The organism is Microvirga mediterraneensis, from assembly GCF_013520865.1.
GTDB classification, from domain to species: domain Bacteria; phylum Pseudomonadota; class Alphaproteobacteria; order Rhizobiales; family Beijerinckiaceae; genus Microvirga; species Microvirga mediterraneensis.
Genome location: NZ_JACDXJ010000001.1, coordinates 344,113 through 362,605, shown reverse-complemented (window position 1 = coordinate 362,605; position 18,493 = coordinate 344,113). Strand labels below are relative to the sequence as shown.

Genomic DNA, 18,493 nt, shown 5'->3' with positions numbered 1-18,493 from the left:
TGCTGTTCGATCTCTTGCGATGAAGGCGTAACCCGGAAGCTACCAGGCTCTTTCCCCTGGGAAAACAACGTGAGTTGCTTCACAATCTTCCCAGCCTGGCACCAAGAGACGATGCAATCACGAGGTGCATCCAACCATCGGCAGAGCGTGTCGATCGGAGACATTCAGTTGGGCTTCTTACCCCGGGGGCTTGGATCAACGGGAGGAATAGATGGCCACAGCGTTCCGCGTTAACATGACCGGAGATCAAGTCGTGCCGTCGACGAATTCAACAGCGACAGCTGTTGGGACGGTGATCTATGACAGCATTGCTGTCACGGCATCCTACTCGTTCACCGTGAAGGGCCTCGACTTCGGAGCCGTAACGGGCCTTGGACCACAGACGGCCGATACCAGTGACGATGTCACGGGATTCCATTTTCATTTCGGTACGGCAGGCTATAACGGCGATCTCGTTTTCGGTCAGATCGATCCTAACCAAGACCCCAATCTGCAGATTACTCCCAATAGCGATGGATCCTGGACGTTGAGCGGCACTTGGGATCCGGCGGATCCGGCCAGCGTCTGGATCGTGGGGTTCGCCAGCATTCTCAACCTGAGTCTTCCCGGGTCCGACGCGGGCTTCTATACGGACGCCACGACGTCGGGCTTCCCGGATGGCGCGATCCGGGGGCAATGGCTTACGATCGCGAACGACAGCAGCAATACGATCAGGGGCACGGCCGATGCCGACTTCCTGCCCGGGCTCGGCGGCAACGACCGCATCCACGGCCGGGAGGGGAACGACCTGTTGGATGGCGGAGCGGGCAACGACCGGCTGTTCGGTGACAGCGGCAACGACATCTTGATCGGAGGCCGGGGGAATGATCGGCTCGATGGAGGGAGCGGCAACGACAGCCTGTCCGGAGGCAGCGGCCGCGATAGTCTCAACGGCGGCCTCGGCAACGACGTGCTGACCGGCGGCAGCGGTGCCGATACATTCGTCTTCAACACCGCCCTGGGCAGCAGCAACGTCGATACCATTCGAGGCTACAACAGCGCGGCCGATACGATCCAGCTGGACAGCTCCATCTTCGCGGCACTGCCGAAGGGCGCTCTGACGGAGGATGCCTTCCATGTCGGAACGGCCGCCGCCGATGCCACCGACCGCATCATCTACGACAATACGACGGGAGCCCTCTATTACGACGCCGACGGCACAGCGACAGCCTTTGCGCCGGTCCAATTCGCCGTCATGCAGGGCGCGCAGGCCCTGACCTTTGCCGATTTCTTCATCGTCTGAACCGGCAGGCGAAGCGCGCGCAGGATGTCTCCAGACCGCAGCCAAGAGCGGGCGGGGCTCATGCTCAGCCCGTCGGCACCCAGAACTTCAGCTTGGCGTGACCGGGGCGGCGGTTGTGCGGGAGAAAGCCCGCGGGCACGCCGCCATTGGCAAGGATGACCTTTCGCGAGGCCTCGTTGTCGTCGTCGCAGGTGATCAGCACGCGCGAGAAACCTTCCGAGCGGCAGACCGGCAGGATCATGCGAAGCGCCTGCGTGGCATAGCCGCGCCGCTGCTTCCAGGGCACGACGGTGTACCCGATATGGCCGTAGATGGCGACCGGCAGGTCTTCCGTACCCGTCTGAAAGCGGAACCCGATGCGACCGCAGAATTCCCCGTCGCTGATCCAGAAGTCGCGCGCCGGAAGACGCGGCACCTCGCGGCCGTCCGGCAGCAGAACCATGGGGCTGTTGTAGAGGTCGTGGAGAAAGCGCTCAGGGTTGCGTCGGAGCTGGAGAAGCTGCTCGCGGCTGACATCCTGGTCCGTGTTGGGCGACCAGCCCCGCGCGAGGGCGTCGGCGTAGGAGGGAAGCCAGTCCAGGCTTGGGTGAATGAGGGTGATGTCGGTCATGAACCGTCAAAACTGACATCGCACGATCTCGAGGGCAACAGGCCCTAGAGCATCGTGCTGAGAAGAGGATCCGGTTGTCCGCACGATGCTCTTTCAAAAGGAAAGCATCGGATGGGATCCCAAAAGTGCAAGTCCACTTTTGGGTCCGATGCGTCAGACCGTCACCTGCGTGCCGACCTCCACCACGCGCCCGGTCGGGATCTGGAAGAAGTCCGTGGCGTCGCTCGCCGATTTGGCCAAGCCGATGAAAAGCTTGTCCTGCCAGAGCGGCATGCCCGACTGGCTGGCGGGGCGGATCGACCGCCGGGACAGGAAGAACGACGTCGCCATGATGTCGAACTTGAACCCCTGCTTGCGCAGGATCGCGAGGCCGCGCGGAATGTTCGGCGTTTCCATGTAGCCGTAGCTCAGACGGATGCGCCAGAACGAATCGCCCACATTCTCCAGGCTCACGCGATCCTCGTCCTCCACCCGGGGAACATCGGCGCTGTTGACGGTGAGGATCACGTTCTTCTCGTGCAGGACCTTGTTGTGCTTGAGGTTGTGCAGGAGGGCAGCCGGCGCCGTGTCCGGGTCGCTGGTCAGGAACACGGCCGTGCCCTTCACGCGGTGCGGGGGGCTCTTCTCCAGCATCTGCACCAGTTCGAGGAACGGCACGTCGATCTTGCGGGTCTTCTCGAACAGGATCCTGGTTCCCTTCACCCAGGTCCACATGAGCACGAAGAAGATGCCCGCGATGATCAGGGGGACATAGCCGCCGTCGAGAAGCTTGACCAGGTTCGACGACAGGAAGGTGAGGTCGATCAGCAGCAGGGGGATCATGATGAGCCCGGTCTTCACCGGACCCCAGCCCCAGCTCCTGCTCATCACCAGACAGGCGAGCAGGGTGGTGACGACCATGGTGCCGAAGACCGCGATGCCGTAGGCGCTGGCGAGGCTGCTGGAGGAGCCGAAGAGCAGCACCAGGCCGACGACGGCGGCCAGGAGGAGCCAGTTCACCCGCGGCAGGTAGATCTGCCCCTGGTGCGTCTCCGAGGTGAAGCGGACCTCCAGGCGCGGCAGCAGGCCGAGCTGCACGGCCTGCCGGGTCAGGGAATAGGCGCCGGTGATCACGGCCTGGCTCGCCACGATGGTTGCGAGCGTCGCGAGGATCACGAGGGGCAGGAGCAGCCAGGGTGGGGCCAGCAGGAAGAAGGGGTTCGTGATGGCTTCCGGGTTGGACAGAACGAGGGCGCCCTGACCGAGATAGTTCAGCGCCAGTGCCGGGAAGACGACGGTGCCCCAGGCCACGCGGATCGGGTTGCGGCCGAAATGGCCGAGATCCGCATAGAGCGCCTCGGCGCCGGTCACGGCAAGGCAGACGCTGCCGAGGATGGCGAAGGCCGTGCCCGGATGCGTCAGGAGGAAGGACACGCCGTAATATGGGTTGAAGGCCAGGAACACTTCCCAGTCGTCGGCGATATGGAAAAGCCCGAGGCCCGCCATGGAGATGAACCACAGGAGCGTGAGAGGGCCGAAGAAGGCCGCCACCTTGCCGGTGCCTCGGCTCTGCACCGCGAAGAGGGCGATGAGGATCGCCAGGGCGCCGGGCAGGACATAAGCTTCGAACGTCGGTGTGACGAGCTTCAGGCCTTCGAGGGCCGAGAGCACCGAGATCGCCGGCGTGATGGCGGCATCGCCATAGAACAGGGCCGCTCCCGCCATGCCCATCATGAGCACGGGCAGACTGCGCCGTCCGAGGGCGCGCTGCGCCAGCGCAACCAGGGTCAGCGAACCGCCTTCGCCCTTGTTGTCGGCCCGCAGCAGGAGGCCCACGTATTTGACGGAAACCGTGAGGATCAGCGCCCACAGCAGGAGGGACAGGATGCTGATCACCAATTCGCGGGTCAGGGGGACAGGAGTTCCATGGTGACCGCCGGTGGCGGCCATCACCGTCTCCCGCATGGCGTAAAGCGGGCTGGTGCCGATATCGCCATACACGACGCCGATTGCGCCGAGGGTCAGGGTCCAGAAGCTCGCCTTGGAATGGCTATCCGGTAGAGTGGCCTCAGGGGCTGCTGAGTCTGCATGTCCTGGGGCAACGGCTTGTTGTTCTGCCATGTGTGCTTTTCTTCGCGGACGTGCCCGCAGACGGCTCTGGTTAAACACCCTGCAAACGACGAAGGGCGGCTTCTTCTCCGCCCCATTTTTCCAAAGAGCGCAGCGGCTGTCACTGCCGGCGCGGCGCTCTCTAGCACATCGCGCTTTAGCTTAAAAACGGAATTTCGCCTGAGGTTCCATGGCCCCGCTTGCGGCCTCATTCGGCGGCATCGCGCCCGGGCTGGCCGTAGTTTTTCTCGATGTAGTCGAGGACGATCTTCTGGAAGTCCTGGGCCAGGGTCGGGCCGCGCAGGGTCATGGCCTTGCGGCCGTCGATGAAGACCGGGGCGGCCGGCTGCTCGCCGGTTCCGGGAAGCGAGATGCCGATATTGGCATGCTTCGACTCGCCCGGCCCGTTCACGATGCAGCCCATCACGGCCACGTTCAGGTTCTCGACGCCGGAATAGGTCCGGCGCCATTCGGGCATGGAGGTGGAGATCCAGTTCTGGATATCCCGCGCCAGCTCCTGGAAGACGGACGAGGTGGTGCGCCCGCAGCCCGGGCAGGCGGCGACCAGCGGCACGAAGGTGCGGAACCCCATGGTCTGGAGCAGCTCCTGGGCGGTCTTGACCTCCAGGGTCCGGTCCCCGCCCGGCTCCGGGGTCAGGGAATAGCGGATCGTGTCGCCGATGCCCTGCTGGAGCAGGATTCCCATAGCGGCGGACGAGGCCACGATTCCCTTCGTGCCCATGCCGGCCTCGGTCAGGCCGAGGTGGATGGCGTAATCGGACCGGCGGGCGAGATCCTGGTAGACGGCGATGAGATCCTGCACGGCCGAGACCTTGGCCGAGAGAATGATCCGGTCTTTCCCCAGGCCGATCTCCTCCGCGCGGGCGGCGGAGAGCAGGGCGGACTGGATCATGGCCTCGCGGGTGACCCAGCGCATGTCGCGAGGGTTCGCCGAGGCCGCATTCTCGTTCATCAGGTGGGTCAGCAGCTCCTGGTCGAGGGAGCCCCAATTGGCCCCGATCCGCACCGCCCTGCCGTACCGGATCGCCTGCTCGACGATGGCGCCGAACTGCCGGTCCTTCTTCTCCTTGAAGCCCACATTGCCGGGATTGATGCGGTACTTGGCCAGAGCCTCGGCGCAGGCGGGGTGATCGGCGAGGAGCTGGTGGCCGATATAATGGAAGTCGCCGACGAGCGGCACGTCGATTCCCAGCCGGTCGAGCCTCTCGCGGATCTTCGGCACGGCGGCGGCGGCCTCGTCGCGGTCCACGGTGATCCGCACGATCTCCGAGCCCGCCCGGGCGAGCGCGGCGACCTGCTTCACGGTCGCGTCCACGTCCGCCGTATCGGTGTTGGTCATCGACTGGACGACGATCGGCGCGCCGCCGCCGACCATGACGGAGCCCACGCGCACCCCTACGGTGCGGTGGCGTGGGGCCGGACCGGCAAGGCTCTCGGAGGCGGAGGAGGTCTCGGGAGACGAGATGAAGGACATGCTGCAATCCACGACAGCAGCTCCGGGCTGCCGCCGTTTAGCTGATGCCAAAAGCCTTCTTCGTCAAGCGCGGCTTAATGGAGCGCCTTAGTGAGCGTCCTGGCAATGGGTGCAGCGTCCGGCGATCTCCAGGATCCTCGTACGAGGCTGGTAGCCCTGCTCCTGCAGGACCTTGAGCACGGTCTCAGCCACGTCCGGAGACGTGATTTCGGTGACGTCCCCGCAGCCTTCGCAGATCAGAAAGGCCGAGGGACCTCGACTCGCGGAAACCTCGGAACTGGCGATATAGGCGTTCAGGCTCGCCAGCCGATGCACCAGACCCTGCCCGATGAGGAAATCCAGGGCGCGGTAGACGGTGATCGGAGCCATGCGCCGTGCGTGCGATCCGAGCAAATCCACGAGGTCATAGGCCCCAAGCGGCTTGTCGGCGCCATGCAACACCTCGAGGACACGGCGGCGGATCGGCGTCAGGCGCGCTCCCTTGGCCCGGCAGAGGGCCTCCGACAGGGCCAGGGCCTGTTTCGTCTTCTCGGAGGTTCCGGAAGCGTGAACCGGAGCGCCGCCATAGGGTAGTTCCTGCGGAAGAGAAGGCGAATGAGCCATCGGGTAGGTCCTCGTTCAATCGCTGTCGAATGTTCCGTGGCCTCCGCGTCCGAGAGGTGGATCCACTTCATTCATATAGGTTATAACACTACTCATTTGAAGAGGCAATCCGCTCAAATAAGAAATCGCTCCGAAAGAACGGGATCAGGGTTGCCGGAAGCGCCAGACGTTGGATTTCTTGATGTCGGCGTCTTCGAGCGTGCGGGTCACCGGAACCTCGTAGTCCGCAAGAATTTCCAGTCGGTCTTTGGGCAGATAGCTGCGCCCGGGATCGCCGATCAGCACCGTCGCGCCCCTCTCGCTCAAGGCGAACAGCCACTGGATCACCCGCTCGGCGAGGTCGCGCTCGTAGCAGATGTCGCCGGCCAGCACCGTATCCCAGCCTCTGTCCTCTCCGACGATGTCCGCCTGGAGCGGGGTGATCGAAACGCCGTTGGCCGCCGCATTGATGTCCATGGCCGCGATGGCGAAGGGATCGATGTCGCAGGCGGTCACCTCCGTGGCGCCGGCCTTCACGGCCGCGATGGCGACGAGCCCCGAGCCCGAGGCGAAATCGAGCACGCGACGTCCGCGCACCGTCTCCGGATGGTCGAGGATGTAGCGGGCGAGCGCCTGTCCGCCCGCCCAGGCAAAGGCCCAGAAAGGGGGCGGCAGGCCGATCTCGCCCAGTTCCTCCTCGGTCTTCTGCCAAAGCTCCGTCGCTTCGTCGGCCACATGCAGGGAGATTTCCGGCGCATGGGGCACGGGACGAAGGCGGGTTTCGGACCGGATGAAGGCGGCGGGATCGGGAATCATGCGGCCAGCATGGAGCGGTAGAGCCGTTTGACGCTGTCGACGACGTCCCGCTCCGTGAATCCGTCGAGAACCCGGGCACGGGCGGCCTCGCCCATGAGGGCGACGCGATCAGGCCGGCTGGACAGGACCGTGAGTGCTTCCGCGAGGCCAGCCGCATCGCCGGGAGGGACGAGGCGTCCTTCGACGCCGTCCCGCACCAGGGTGCGGCACCCGGGGACGTCCGTGGTGACGATGGCGCGGCCGCAGGCGGCGGCTTCCAGAAGCGACCGGGGCAGTCCCTCGCCGCCTCGCGAAGGCAGGCAGGCGACGTGATGATCGCGCCAGACGGCGGCCACGTCCCTGGTCGCCCCATACCAGGAGATGCCCGGCTCGGCGCTCCAGGCCTTCAGGGTTTCCTCGGGAATCGCCTTTGGGTTCGAGGGATCGGGGGCGCCGTAGAGGGACAGCTCGACGGCCGCGCCCCTCGCCCTCGCTGTTCGCACGGCCTCCACGGCCACGTCGATTCCCTTGGACCAGAGCATGCGGGCCACCACCGCGACCTTGAGCGGCGGCTCCGGGGGCAGGGGGCTGGGCCTGAGACGATCCGGATCGATGCCGGCACCGCCGAGGATCGTGACCCGGTCGCTCCCCGGGTCGAGGCCGAGGAGCTTCGGATCATCCGTGTTCTCGAAGACGAAATGGGTCTTGCCCGTCTCCAGGCAGCGCACGAGCAGGCGCACCGCCCGCTGCGACAGGCGCGCGACCATGTCCGTGCGCGCGCCCAGGAAGCCGGAACCGGTCAGGGCATAGACCCGGCGGGGGATGCCCGCCATGGCGGCGGCGAAGCCCCCGACCAGGATGCTCTTGAGAGCGATGCAATGGACGAGATCCGCCTTCTCGCTCTTCAGGATCGCAGCCAGCTGTCCGGCGGCATAGCCCGCCGCCATGGGGTTCAGGCTGCGCCGTTCGGCTTCGAGCGGAATCACTTTGGCGCCCGTGGCCTCGATCGCGTCCCGGTGCGAGCGCACCCGAGTCACGACCGTCACGGCGAGCCCAAGTTCGCGCGCGGCCCTGGCCATGGGCAGGAAGTGTGAGGCGAAGAACCAGTCCTCGGTGACCACGAAGACGAGCTTGCGGCCCTGGACGTCAGGCTTGGACAAGGAAGACAAGGGATCATCCAGATGAAACGGTTTCGCCCTTCTACCCTCCGCGAGGGGCAAAAGGGAACTCCCCCGATCGGGATCCGTTGCCGTCATCTTGATACAAGGAGACAACTGCATGCCGGATTGGCTGCCGACATTCCTGGCGACGATTGCGGGCATCCTCTCGACATCGAGCTTCGTCCCGCAGGTGGTCAAGGCGTGGCGCGAGCGGGATACGAAGGCGATCTCGAAGCACATGTACATGGTCACGGTCACCGCGTTCGTCCTCTGGTCGGCCTACGGATTCCTGATCGGCAGCTGGCCCATGATGGTCTTCAACCTGCTGAGCTTAGGGTTGAGCGCCACCATCCTGGTCTTCAAGATCCGCGACGACAGGCGCAAATCCCGAGGAGCGCGGTCTTCCAGGGAACCCGGACTGGCGCGGCCCGGTTGACGTCCTGCACCTCAATCAAGGCTTCCCATGCTGGACCCGAACGCCACCACCGAGAACATCGTCGATCCTCGCGATGCCGCCGAGACGGCGGGACTGCTCTACGTCTCCGACGAGGAGCCCGGCATCCGGCGCAAGAAGTCGGGCAAGGGTTTCTCCTATACCAAGCCGGACGGCAAGAAGGTGGAGGACAAGGCGACGCTCGATCGCATCCGATCGCTCGCGATCCCGCCCGCCTACACGGATGTGTGGATCTGCGCCAAGGCCAGCGGCCATATCCAGGCGACGGGCCGCGACGCCAAGGGCCGCAAGCAATACCGCTACCATCCCGCCTTCCGCGAGGTTCGCGAGAGCACGAAGTACGAGCACATGCTCGAATTCGCCAAGGGCCTGCCGGCGATCCGCAAGACCATCGACGAGCATATGAGACTACGCGGCCTGCCGCGCGAAAAGGTTCTGGCGACGGTCGTTCACCTGCTCGAGAACACGCTCATCCGCGTGGGCAATTCCGACTACGTCAAGCAGAACAAGAGCTACGGCCTCACCACCCTGCGCGACCCGCATGTGAAGGTGGACGGCAGCGAGCTGCGCTTCCAATTCAAGGGCAAGAGCGGCAAGACGTGGCGCCTGCAGGTCAAGGACCGGCGCATCGCCAGGATCGTGAAGGCCTGCCAGGACCTGCCGGGGCAGGATCTGTTCCAGTATCTCGACGAGACGGGAGAGCAGCAATCGATCGCTTCGGCCGATGTGAACGCCTACCTGAAGGAGATCACCGGACGCGACATCACGGCCAAGGATTTCCGCACCTGGGCCGGAACGGTGCTGGCGGCGCTCGCCCTCGCCGAATTCGAGGAATTCGACAGCGACGCGAAGGCCAAGAAGAACATCCGCGCGGCCATCGAGAAGGTCTCGTCCCGCCTCGGCAACACGCCGAGCATCTGCCGCAAATGCTACGTGCACCCGGAGGTCTTCGCCAGCTATCTCGACGGGGATCTGCTGTTGGACATCAAGCAGGAGATCGAGACGGAACTCCGCGAGGATCTTTCCAGCCTGAAGCCCGAGGAGGCCGCCGTCCTGGCCCTGCTGGAGCAGCGCCTCTCCCGCGAGGTCGAGAAGCAGGCGGAGAAGAAGCCCGCGAAGAAGCGCCGCGCCTCGGCGGGTCGAAAGCACAAGCATCAGCCCGAGATGCGGGTTTGAGGAACCGGGCGGTTCGAGGTCGCTCCGTCCGGAGCGAAACGCTCGACGTGATGGCTTCAAAAGCACAACACCTTGACCTCCCGTCTCGCACGTGGTCATCCCATCCCATCAACCGGGACTGCGCGAGATGAGCCGTTCACTGCCGACGATCGCCGCCATCGTGACCTTTCTCGCGTGCTTCGCCGAGCCATCGGTCGCGCAGGAGCCGCAAGGCCAAAGCTGGCCCGAGGTGAAGTGCGCCCGCTACAGGAAGGCGTGGTCGGACGCCCTAGCCCATCGCGGCATGAAGGGCTTGAGCCAGGAATTCGTCGCGCGGCACGATGACTTCCTGGCATCGGGCTGCACGGCGAAGGGCGATGTCTGCCCGCGCTCCGCGGAGGAGCTCGACCTCGCCAACATGATGGTGGTCGCCGCCATGAATGCCGGAACGGCGAGCACGTTCCCGCCCTTCGCCTGCCGCAAGTGACGGACCGCCCGCCTTCGCCCGGCAGCGCGAACATTTCCCTGTCTCGTCCGTTAGGGCTTCGCCACCACGATTTCAGCGAGGCCCCGCCATGCGCATTCATCATCTCAATTGCGGCTGCATGTGTCCGGTTGGGGGAAAGCTTTGGGACGGCGCGAGCGGCGGCCTGACCGGGCATCTGATCTGCCATTGCCTGCTCGTCGAGACGGACAACAGCGGCCTCGTCCTCGTCGATACGGGCTTCGGCTCCAGGGACGTGGACGATCCCTATGGGCGGATCAGCCCGCTCTTCATCCACACCAACCGGATCCAGTTGGAGCACCGCTACACAGCGCTGGAGCAGGTGCGGAGCCTCGGCTTTTCGCCCCGCGACGTGCGCCACATCGTGCTGACCCATCTCGATTTCGACCATGCCGGCGGCCTCGAGGATTTCCCGGAGGCGACCGTTCACGTCCTGCGCGCGGAAATCGAAGAAGCCGAGGTAAGGCACGGCTTCATCCATCGCCGCCGCTACAGCCCCCGGCAATGGGACGAGGTGCGGGACTGGCGGTTCTACGACCCGACGGGGGAGGGATGGTTCGGCTTCCGTTCCGTGCGCGACCTCGACGGCTTGCCGCCCGAGATCCTGATGATCCCGCTTCCGGGCCACACCATGGGCCATGCGGGCATCGCCATCGATACGCCGGAGGGCTGGCTGCTCAATGCGGGCGACGCCTATTTCCATCGGCACGAGATGGACGAGGACCCGTCCTGCACGCCGGGGCTGCGCGCCTACCAGGCCTTGATGGAGGAGGATCGGCCGCTGCGCCTCCACAATCAGGAACGGCTGCGCGTTCTGGCCAACGACGGACGCAGCAACGTGAAGATCTTCTGCAGCCACGACCCGATCGAGCTCGAGGCCCTGCAGCGTCTGAGCACGGGATGGCGACCGGTCCCGATGCAATACAGTCCGCATTCGCGCGCCCATTGAACCGTGCGGGCATGCTCCGCGAAGGAAACCCGGTTCGCCGTTGAAAGCGCGACATATTGAGAAGAGAGCTGCCTCCATGCCGGTGGAAACGGCTCCTCCCTCTGGTCGCTGCCCGCCGTCGCCCTAAAAGCAGGCAGGTAGGCCGATGAGGGGAAGCGGAAAATGGAATTCGATGCCCTGTTGCTCTCGCGCATCCAGTTCGCGTTCACGGTCGCCTTCCACATCATCTTCCCGGCTTTCACCATCGGGCTTGCCAGCTGGCTCGCGGCGCTGGAATTCAATTGGCTGCGCACGGGCGACCCGCTCTATCGCAATCTCTTCCGCTTCTGGGTCAAGGTCTTCGCCGTCTCCTTCGGGCTCGGGGTCGTGTCGGGGATCGTGATGAGCTATCAGTTCGGGACGAACTGGTCGCGCTTCTCCGAATTCACAGGCAACGTGCTCGGGCCCGTCATCGCCTACGAGGTCATCACCGCGTTCTTCCTGGAGGCGGCCTTCCTGGGCATCATGCTCTTCGGCTGGGAAAAGGTCGGCGACCGCCTGCATTTCTTCGCCACCTGCATGGTGGCCTTGGGAACCCTGATTTCGGCCTTCTGGATCCTGTCCGCCAATTCCTGGATGCAGACACCCGACGGTTTCGCCATCGAGAACGGCAAGGCGGTGCCGGTCGATTGGTTCAAGGTCGTCTTCAACCCGTCTTTCCCGCTTCGCTACGCGCATATGGTGATGGGCTGCTACCTGACGACGGCTTTCGCGGTCGCCGGCATGTCGGCCTGGATGCTGCTCCGGCATCCGCACGATGCGCCGCCCGCGAAGCTGCAGGCGTCGCGGCGCTCCATGTCCATGGCGCTGTGGTTCGCCACCATCTTCGTGCCGGTGCAGATCCTGATCGGCGATCTCCATGGCCTCGGCGTGCTCAAATATCAGCCGACGAAGCTGGCTGCCATCGAGGGCAACTGGGACAGGATGGCGAACATGCCGCTTCGCCTTTTCGCCCTTCCCGACGAGGTGGCGGAAACGAACCATTACGAAATCGCCATTCCGAAGATCGGGAGCTGGGTTTTGACTCATGCCTTCGACGGCGTCGTGCCCGGCCTGAAGGAAGTGCCGCCGGACGAGCGCCCGCCGGTCTGGCCGGTCTTCTTTTCCTTCCGCATCATGGTCGCCATCGGTTTCGCGATGCTCGGCATCGGGCTGTGGAGCGTCTATCTGCGCTGGAAGGGGACGCTCTTCACCAACAGAGCCTTCCTGACGGCCGCCATGATCATGACGCCGTCCGGTTTCGGCGCCGTGCTCTTCGGCTGGTTCGTCGCGGAGATCGGCCGGCAGCCCTATGTGGTCTACGGCCATCTTCGCACGGCCGATGCGGTGTCGCCCATCACGGCCGGAGCGGTGACCGCCTCGCTCCTGATCTTCATCGTCGTCTATGCCTTCGTGTTCGGCTTCGGCTCCTACTATCTCGCCAAGATCCTGCGGCGCGGCCCCGATCCGGTCGAGGATATTCCCGGGGACGATCTCGACAGAAAGCCGAAACGTCCGCTTTCGGTGCCGGATGAAGCGATCGAAGGACGGCCGGGCCATCGCGCGCAGCCGGCGGAATAGGAGGGCAGGGCATGTTCGGTTTCGGAATGGAACACGAAGGATTGGCCTTCTGGCTGCCGCTGATCTGGGCGGGGCTGATCGCTGTCGCCGTCGCCATGTACGTGATCGTCGACGGTTTCGATCTCGGCGTCGGCATCATGTTCAAGGCGGCCGGCAGCGAGAACTGGCGCGACCGGATGATGTTTTCGGTGGCGCCGATCTGGGACGGCAACGAGACCTGGCTCATCCTCGGCGGCGGCGGTCTCTTCGCCGTGTTCCACGTCGCCTATGCGGTGCTCATGCCAGCCCTCTATGTGCCGATCATCCTCATGCTGATCGCGCTGATCTTTCGCGGCGTCGCCTTTGAATTCCGGTTCAAGGCGGATCGGTCGAAATTCGTGTGGGACAACGCCTTCTTCTTCGGCTCTCTGCTGGCGACGTTCTTCCAGGGCATGGTGCTGGGCGCCTTCGTGCAGGGCTTTCCCACCGATGGCCGCCAGTTCACCGGCGGCACCTTCGATTTCCTGACGCCGTTCAGCGTGCTCACCGGCATCGGCCTGATCTGCGGCTACGGGCTTCTCGGCGCGACCTGGTGCGTGATGAAGACCACGGGCGAGCTGGAGATCTGGGCGCGTCGTATCGCGGTGCGCTTTCTTCTCGCCACCATTCTCGCCATGGCCGCCGTGTCGGCATGGGTGCCGTTCTTAGGCAGACAGATCGAAACGCGCTGGTTCACCTGGCCGAACATCGCCTTTCTGGCGCCGATCCCGCTGGTCACGGCCTATGTCGCCTACAGGCTCTTCCGCGACCTGGAGGAAGGCCGGCACGTGAGGCCATTCTTTCTGGCGATCTCGCTGTTCCTGCTGGGCTATCTCGGCCTCGGCGTCAGCCTCTTCCCCTTCCTCGTGCCGCCGAGCCTCACGATCTGGGACACCGCCAACACCGTTCATTCTCAACTCTTCGCACTGGTCGGCTTCGCCATCGTGCTGCCGATCACCTTCGCCTACACGGCCTATGCCTATTACGTCTTTCGCGGCAAGGTCGCCGAGGAGATCTCGGGCGGCGGCTACGGGTATCATTGATGCAGGCCGACATGGATCGCCCGCGGGAATCGCGCTCCAAGCGCCTTCTCTGGTTCGTCTTTCTGTATGTCGCGAGCCTCGCGGTCTTCGCGGGGCTCGTCTATGGCCTGAGGGGCATCATTCCCCGTTAACGATACGTGCCGATGAAGCCCTTGTCGGTGACGACCACCCAGCGGGCGCCGCGGCGCTCGATGGCCTCGATGCGGCCGACGCCGGGCAACGTGCCGCCCGGCATGACTTCGTAGAGGCGGCGGCTGCGATTCTCGACGAGGGCCGCGCCGTCATAGACTTCCCGGAGCACCCATCCGTCGACGGGTTCGCTTTTCACCGGCTTGGGCGCGGGAGCTTCCTCGCGCAAGGCCGCTTCGGTCACCGGAGGCGCGGCCGGCGTCGCCGGTTTCGTGTTCAGCTCTGCCAGGGTCGTCATGATCTGGTTTTCCATCCGGCCCAGCCTTTCCTCGAGGGAGGAGAGCTTCTTGGCCGGCTCCTGCAGGCTGATGGTCAGGCGCTCGACCCTGTCCGACAGCTCCGTTCGTTCCGATGCCGACGATAGGGAAGCGGTGTGCTCGACATCCTTGGACGCGACGACCGTCGCCTTGAGGGCATCCAGGTCGGTGCTCAGCCGGGCGAGGATCTCCTGGCTGCGGGCCGTCTCGGTCTCGAGGCGCCGGATGGCGTCCTGGTTGGCCAATGTTCCCATATAGGAGGCCGCCCACCCGGCTCCGACGAGGAGCAGGGCCATGGCGGACTGCCCCAGGAATCTGGCGGGAGACGCCCGGCGACCGGATGCGGCCGCTTCGCCCGTCCCGGCTTTGTGGGAGGGAGCCGGCTTCGGGCCGAGCTTCGCGCTTCGGATGGCCTCTTCCAGGGCCGCACTGGCTTTAGGGTCGAGCTGGATCGGCTGAACGGATGGTGCGCTGGGCTGTTCGGCGGCTCCGGCACGATCCTGAGAACGTATGTTGATGTCCATATTCCGACCTCATTTCCAGGTCAGAGAGCATTAACCCTGAAAGTTTACCAAAGGGTTATCTTTGCCGTTAAGTGTTTACGTTGCAGGCCCTCCCAAAAATGGGATGAGCGTCAAGAATTTATATTTGAACCGAACTTTTTGTTGACATAGTTACATATAATAAGGTTACAAAAGATGGCGTAACGGAAAGCGACCATCTTGGGGCACCTCCAATACCCATAAGAGTGCTAAGAAACGGGGCCTTTCAGGCCTAACCATAACGGGATACTCTCGTGGGGCCACTGCCCGACATCGCAGCCATCGCCAGATGGCGAACATTGTGGTAAGGTATAACCTTGCGCAATGGCTCTACCACCACGAAGGCACCGGATTACCGGTCGGCCGATGGAAAAAGATTATGAAGCAGGCATCGAGAAATCGGGAAGAAAGCACAGAGGTCCAAGACGCTCTGAAGTCCTGTCTTCCCTCCTTCACCGGGGTTGCCGTGTTCTCGGCAGTGGTCAACCTACTGGCGCTCACGGGCTCCATCTACATGCTCCAGGTCTACGATCGGGTGCTGTCGAGCCGGAGCATTCCCACCCTGATCGGTCTGTCCCTGATCACCCTCGCGGCATTTGCACTCTCGGGCGGCCTCGACATGCTGCGTGGCCGCATGCTGGCGCGCATCGGCGCCCGCTTCGACGAGCTGCTCTCCCACCGGGTGTTCGATCTCGTGGCCACGATGCCCCTCAAAGGCGCCAAGCAGGCCGAGAGCATGCAGCCGATCCGCGACCTCGACACGATCCGCGGCTTCCTGTCGAGCCTGGGTCCGACGGCCCTGTTCGACATGCCCTTCATGCCGATCTTCCTCATCGGCTGCTTCATGATCCACCCCGGCATCGGCGTTCTGTCGGTGGTCGGCGGCGTGGTCATCATCTTCCTGACCCTTTATACGGACGCCAAGAGCAAGGGCCCATCCTACGAGGTGACCAAGAGCGGCGCCGAGCGCCATGCCATGGCCGAGACCAGCCGCCGCAACGCGGAGGCCATCCGCGCCAACGGCATGCTCGGCTTCCTGGCCAAGCGCTACGACGAAGTGCATGTCCGTCACGTCAATGATGGCCTGCTCGCCAGCGAATCCTCGGCCGGCATCAGCGCCTTCGCCAAGGTCTTCCGCATGGTGATCCAGTCGGCCGTCCTCGGCCTCGGCGCCTATTACGTGATCCAGGGGCAGATGTCGGGCGGCCTGATGATCGCCGGCTCGATCCTGATGTCCCGCGCGCTCGCCCCGATCGAGATCGCGGTCGCGCACTGGAAGGGGTTCACCGCCTCCCGCCAAGCCTATCGCCGCCTGCAGCACATCATGTCGCTCGTGCCGGCCCAGGGCCAGCGCATGCCGCTGCCTGCCCCGAAGGCCGCCCTGTCGGTGGAAGAGGTCTTCGTCGGCGCTCCCGGCGCCTCGCTGCCGATCGTCCAGGCCGCCTCGCTCAAGCTCCAGGCAGGCCAGGGCCTCGGCCTCATCGGCCCCAGCGCCTCGGGCAAATCGACCCTTGCCCGCGCCCTCGTCGGCGTGTGGCCGACCCTGCGCGGCGAGATCCGCCTCGACGGAGCGGCGCTCGACCAGTGGGAGCCGGACGCGCTCGGCCGCCATGTGGGTTATCTCCCGCAGGACGTGGAGCTGTTCGAGGGCACCGTCGCCGAGAACATCGCCCGCTTCCAGCCGAAGCCCAACCCGGAGGACATCATCGCGGCGGCGCAGACCGCGGGTGCGCATGAGCTGATCCTCAACCTGCCCGAAGGCTATGATACTCGGATCGGCGAGGGCGGAGCCTCCCTGTCGGGCGGCCAGCGCCAGCGCGTGGCCCTCGCCCGCGCCCTCTACGGCAACCCGTTCCTGGTCGTGCTCGACGAGCCGAATGCCAGCCTCGACGGCGCTGGCGACGAGGCCCTGAACCAGGCCATCCTGGCAGTCCGCAAGCGCGGCGGCGTCGTCATCGTGATCACGCACCGTCCGGCGGCTCTCGGCCAGGTCGATCAGGTCGCCATCATGGAAGAAGGCCGGATCAAGGCCGTCGGACCGCGCGACGAGGTTCTGCAGTCCGTCATGAAACGCAATGCGACGCCGGCACCGGCACCGGTGCGGCCGCAGCAGGCCCCGGCAGCCCCGGCTGCGAACCTGCGAGAGGTTGGTTAAATGTTGGTCATTCAAGCTCCCCAAAAACCCTCCGTGCACCAGCGGATGCTGCGTCAGTCGACCATCGCGGGCGTGGCCATGATCGCCCTCTTCGGCGGGACCATCGGCCTCTGGGCGGCCACGTCGACCCTGTCCGGCGCCGTCGTCGCCGGCGGCCAGTTCGTGGTCGATACCAGCGTCAAGAAGGTCCAGCACTCGACCGGCGGTATCGTCGGCGAGCTGAAGGTCAAGGAAGGCGACCGGGTGTCCCAGGGCGATCTCCTAGTCCGCCTGGACGAGACCTTGACCCGCGCCAACCTGCAGGTGGTGGCCAAGCAGCTCGACGAGTATCTCGGCCGCCAGGCGCGCCTGGAAGCCGAGCGCGATGGATCGCCTGAGGTCAGGACGCCTGATGAATTCGCCAGCCGCACCAGCGAACCGGCCGTCCAGAAGATCATGTCCTCCGAGCGCACGCTCTTCACCGCGCGCGGCGCCTCCCGCGATGCGCAGAAGGACCAGCTCCGCAAGCGCATTTCGCAGTCCGAGGACGAGATCGTGGGCCTGAAGGCCCAGCAGACGGCCAAGGCCCGCGAGGCCGATCTGATCGTGGCGGAGCTCAAGGGCGTTCGCGACCTCTACGAGAAGAACCTGGTTCCGATCACCCGCCTGAACGCTCTCGAGCGCGACGCCGCGAGCATCGAGGGCCAGCGCGGCCAGCTCATCGCCGCCGTCGCCCAGGCCGAGAGCCGGATCGCCGAGACCAAGTTCCAGATCATCCAGATCGACGAGCAGATGCGCGCCGAGGCGATGCAGGAATTGCGCGAGATCCAGGGCAAGATCGCGGAATATACCGAGCGGCGCGTGGCGGCCGAGGACCAGCTGAAGCGCATCGACATCCGTGCGCCGAGCGACGGCTACGTGCACCAGCTGAACGTTCACACCATCGGCGGCGTGATCTCCCCGGCCGAGCCGGTGATGAACATCGTGCCGGTGAACGACAAGCTCGAACTCGAGGCCAAGGTGCTGCCCAACGAGATCGATCAGGTGAAACTGGGCCAGAAGGCGACCGTGAAGGTCCATGCCTCGAATGCGCGCATGATCCCGGATCTGCACGGCTCCGTCAGCCGCATCTCGGCGGACGTGTCGCGGGACCAGCAGACCGGCGCGACCTTCTACACGATCCGGATCGAGCTGCCCCAGGACGAAATCAAGAAGCTCGAGAACCTCCATCTGATCGCCGGCATGCAGGCCGAGGTCTTTGTCGAGGTGAACCAGCGCACCCCGTTCGAGTATTTCTTCAAGCCCATGGAAGAGCAGATCGCCCGCGCCTTCCGCGAGCATTGATCTCTCCTTGCCGGACGAATAACGAAAACCGCGGTCGGGGCCATGAGCTTCGGCCGCGGTTTTCGTTCGAGCCCTCGAGAGCGTTGCCTGTGCCGAACAAGGCGTAAGAGCATCGACCGCAGACCGGCCAAGCCTGGAAAGTTCCGCTCGGGAACCCATAACAGGGGCGAGGGCTGCGTTCTCCTGCGCTCCTCCATCGAAGGCAAAATCCGCGGTCCCGTCGCAGGATCGGACCGGCCCGCCTCGATGACGGCCTTGGTATTCTTAAGGGACTTAGCGTTTTGAGGATCAT

At 64.7% G+C, this 18,493-nt stretch carries 16 protein-coding genes; 9 read left to right on the top strand and 7 right to left on the bottom strand.

The window, feature by feature from the left end; translation table 11 throughout:
* The first annotated feature begins 211 nt into the window (after positions 1 to 211).
* Positions 212 to 1,282, top strand: coding sequence for a calcium-binding protein (locus tag H0S73_RS26035; protein ID WP_281369095.1), 1,071 nt, complete (start codon positions 212 to 214; stop codon positions 1,280 to 1,282).
* Between the two features lie 64 nt (positions 1,283 to 1,346).
* On the opposite strand, the gene H0S73_RS01650 is transcribed toward H0S73_RS26035, so the two are convergent.
* From H0S73_RS01650 to H0S73_RS01625, 6 genes are all read right to left on the bottom strand, one after another.
* The gene (locus tag H0S73_RS01650; protein WP_181050524.1) at positions 1,347 to 1,892 is read right to left on the bottom strand and encodes a GNAT family N-acetyltransferase; all 546 of its coding nucleotides are present in this window, start codon (positions 1,890 to 1,892) and stop codon (positions 1,347 to 1,349) included.
* A 153-nt stretch (positions 1,893 to 2,045) separates the two neighbouring features.
* Positions 2,046 to 3,992 (bottom strand): potassium transporter Kup, encoded by a 1,947-nt coding sequence (locus H0S73_RS01645; protein ID WP_181050523.1) that lies wholly within the window; start codon positions 3,990 to 3,992, stop codon positions 2,046 to 2,048.
* A 196-nt stretch (positions 3,993 to 4,188) separates the two neighbouring features.
* Complete coding sequence (gene ispG / locus H0S73_RS01640) at positions 4,189 to 5,475, bottom strand: flavodoxin-dependent (E)-4-hydroxy-3-methylbut-2-enyl-diphosphate synthase (RefSeq protein WP_181050522.1); 1,287 nt, start codon at positions 5,473 to 5,475, stop codon at positions 4,189 to 4,191.
* 87 nt (positions 5,476 to 5,562) lie between these two features.
* Complete coding sequence (locus H0S73_RS01635) at positions 5,563 to 6,078, bottom strand: Fur family transcriptional regulator (protein ID WP_181050521.1); 516 nt, start codon at positions 6,076 to 6,078, stop codon at positions 5,563 to 5,565.
* 144 nt (positions 6,079 to 6,222) lie between these two features.
* Positions 6,223 to 6,873 (bottom strand): class I SAM-dependent methyltransferase, encoded by a 651-nt coding sequence (locus tag H0S73_RS01630; protein WP_181050520.1) that lies wholly within the window; start codon positions 6,871 to 6,873, stop codon positions 6,223 to 6,225.
* A complete protein-coding gene (locus tag H0S73_RS01625; protein ID WP_181050519.1) occupies positions 6,870 to 8,021 on the bottom strand; it encodes a glycosyltransferase family 4 protein in 1,152 nt (383 codons plus the stop codon). Before H0S73_RS01625 ends, H0S73_RS01630 begins: the two co-directional genes overlap by 4 nt.
* A gap of 109 nt (positions 8,022 to 8,130) precedes the next feature.
* Here H0S73_RS01625 and H0S73_RS01620 point away from each other — a divergent pair, with 109 nt between their 5' ends.
* From H0S73_RS01620 to cydB, 6 genes are all read left to right on the top strand, one after another.
* Complete coding sequence (locus H0S73_RS01620) at positions 8,131 to 8,448, top strand: SemiSWEET family sugar transporter (protein ID WP_181050518.1); 318 nt, start codon at positions 8,131 to 8,133, stop codon at positions 8,446 to 8,448.
* 27 nt (positions 8,449 to 8,475) lie between these two features.
* Positions 8,476 to 9,642 (top strand): DNA topoisomerase IB, encoded by a 1,167-nt coding sequence (locus tag H0S73_RS01615; RefSeq protein WP_181050517.1) that lies wholly within the window; start codon positions 8,476 to 8,478, stop codon positions 9,640 to 9,642.
* 127 nt (positions 9,643 to 9,769) lie between these two features.
* Positions 9,770 to 10,108 carry a hypothetical protein gene (locus H0S73_RS01610; protein WP_181050516.1) on the top strand — a complete coding sequence of 113 codons (339 nt, stop codon included), beginning with the start codon at positions 9,770 to 9,772 and terminating at the stop codon, positions 10,106 to 10,108.
* A gap of 88 nt (positions 10,109 to 10,196) precedes the next feature.
* Positions 10,197 to 11,075, top strand: coding sequence for an MBL fold metallo-hydrolase (locus H0S73_RS01605; protein ID WP_181050515.1), 879 nt, complete (start codon positions 10,197 to 10,199; stop codon positions 11,073 to 11,075).
* A 162-nt stretch (positions 11,076 to 11,237) separates the two neighbouring features.
* Positions 11,238 to 12,674 (top strand): cytochrome ubiquinol oxidase subunit I, encoded by a 1,437-nt coding sequence (locus tag H0S73_RS01600; RefSeq protein WP_181050514.1) that lies wholly within the window; start codon positions 11,238 to 11,240, stop codon positions 12,672 to 12,674.
* An 11-nt stretch (positions 12,675 to 12,685) separates the two neighbouring features.
* On the top strand, positions 12,686 to 13,735 hold the full coding sequence (cydB, locus tag H0S73_RS01595; RefSeq protein ID WP_181050513.1) for a cytochrome d ubiquinol oxidase subunit II: 1,050 nt from the start codon (positions 12,686 to 12,688) through the stop codon (positions 13,733 to 13,735).
* A 127-nt stretch (positions 13,736 to 13,862) separates the two neighbouring features.
* Here cydB and H0S73_RS01590 read toward each other — a convergent pair whose 3' ends face one another.
* Positions 13,863 to 14,705, bottom strand: coding sequence for a hypothetical protein (locus H0S73_RS01590; protein WP_181050512.1), 843 nt, complete (start codon positions 14,703 to 14,705; stop codon positions 13,863 to 13,865).
* A gap of 307 nt (positions 14,706 to 15,012) precedes the next feature.
* Between H0S73_RS01590 and H0S73_RS01585 the strand changes: the two genes are divergently transcribed.
* Positions 15,013 to 16,878 (top strand): type I secretion system permease/ATPase, encoded by a 1,866-nt coding sequence (locus H0S73_RS01585; protein WP_181050511.1) that lies wholly within the window; start codon positions 15,013 to 15,015, stop codon positions 16,876 to 16,878.
* On the top strand, positions 16,879 to 18,201 hold the full coding sequence (locus H0S73_RS01580; protein ID WP_181050510.1) for an HlyD family type I secretion periplasmic adaptor subunit: 1,323 nt from the start codon (positions 16,879 to 16,881) through the stop codon (positions 18,199 to 18,201).
* The last annotated feature ends 292 nt before the right edge of the window (positions 18,202 to 18,493 follow it).

What these genes read in the sequence shown, in the direction of transcription:
- H0S73_RS01590 (WP_181050512.1), bottom strand. Translation starts at nt 14,705, where the DNA reads ATGGACATCAACATACGTTCTCAGGATCGTGCCGGAGCCGCCGAACAG.
- H0S73_RS01650 (WP_181050524.1), bottom strand. Translation starts at nt 1,892, where the DNA reads ATGACCGACATCACCCTCATTCACCCAAGCCTGGACTGGCTTCCCTCC.
- H0S73_RS01630 (WP_181050520.1), bottom strand. Translation starts at nt 6,873, where the DNA reads ATGATTCCCGATCCCGCCGCCTTCATCCGGTCCGAAACCCGCCTTCGT.
- ispG (WP_181050522.1), bottom strand. Translation starts at nt 5,475, where the DNA reads ATGTCCTTCATCTCGTCTCCCGAGACCTCCTCCGCCTCCGAGAGCCTT.
- H0S73_RS26035 (WP_281369095.1), top strand. Translation starts at nt 212, where the DNA reads ATGGCCACAGCGTTCCGCGTTAACATGACCGGAGATCAAGTCGTGCCG.
- H0S73_RS01610 (WP_181050516.1), top strand. Translation starts at nt 9,770, where the DNA reads ATGAGCCGTTCACTGCCGACGATCGCCGCCATCGTGACCTTTCTCGCG.
- H0S73_RS01620 (WP_181050518.1), top strand. Translation starts at nt 8,131, where the DNA reads ATGCCGGATTGGCTGCCGACATTCCTGGCGACGATTGCGGGCATCCTC.
- H0S73_RS01585 (WP_181050511.1), top strand. Translation starts at nt 15,013, where the DNA reads ATGGCGAACATTGTGGTAAGGTATAACCTTGCGCAATGGCTCTACCAC.
- H0S73_RS01600 (WP_181050514.1), top strand. Translation starts at nt 11,238, where the DNA reads ATGGAATTCGATGCCCTGTTGCTCTCGCGCATCCAGTTCGCGTTCACG.
- H0S73_RS01635 (WP_181050521.1), bottom strand. Translation starts at nt 6,078, where the DNA reads ATGGCTCATTCGCCTTCTCTTCCGCAGGAACTACCCTATGGCGGCGCT.
- H0S73_RS01605 (WP_181050515.1), top strand. Translation starts at nt 10,197, where the DNA reads ATGCGCATTCATCATCTCAATTGCGGCTGCATGTGTCCGGTTGGGGGA.
- H0S73_RS01645 (WP_181050523.1), bottom strand. Translation starts at nt 3,992, where the DNA reads ATGGCAGAACAACAAGCCGTTGCCCCAGGACATGCAGACTCAGCAGCC.
- H0S73_RS01615 (WP_181050517.1), top strand. Translation starts at nt 8,476, where the DNA reads ATGCTGGACCCGAACGCCACCACCGAGAACATCGTCGATCCTCGCGAT.
- cydB (WP_181050513.1), top strand. Translation starts at nt 12,686, where the DNA reads ATGTTCGGTTTCGGAATGGAACACGAAGGATTGGCCTTCTGGCTGCCG.
- H0S73_RS01580 (WP_181050510.1), top strand. Translation starts at nt 16,879, where the DNA reads ATGTTGGTCATTCAAGCTCCCCAAAAACCCTCCGTGCACCAGCGGATG.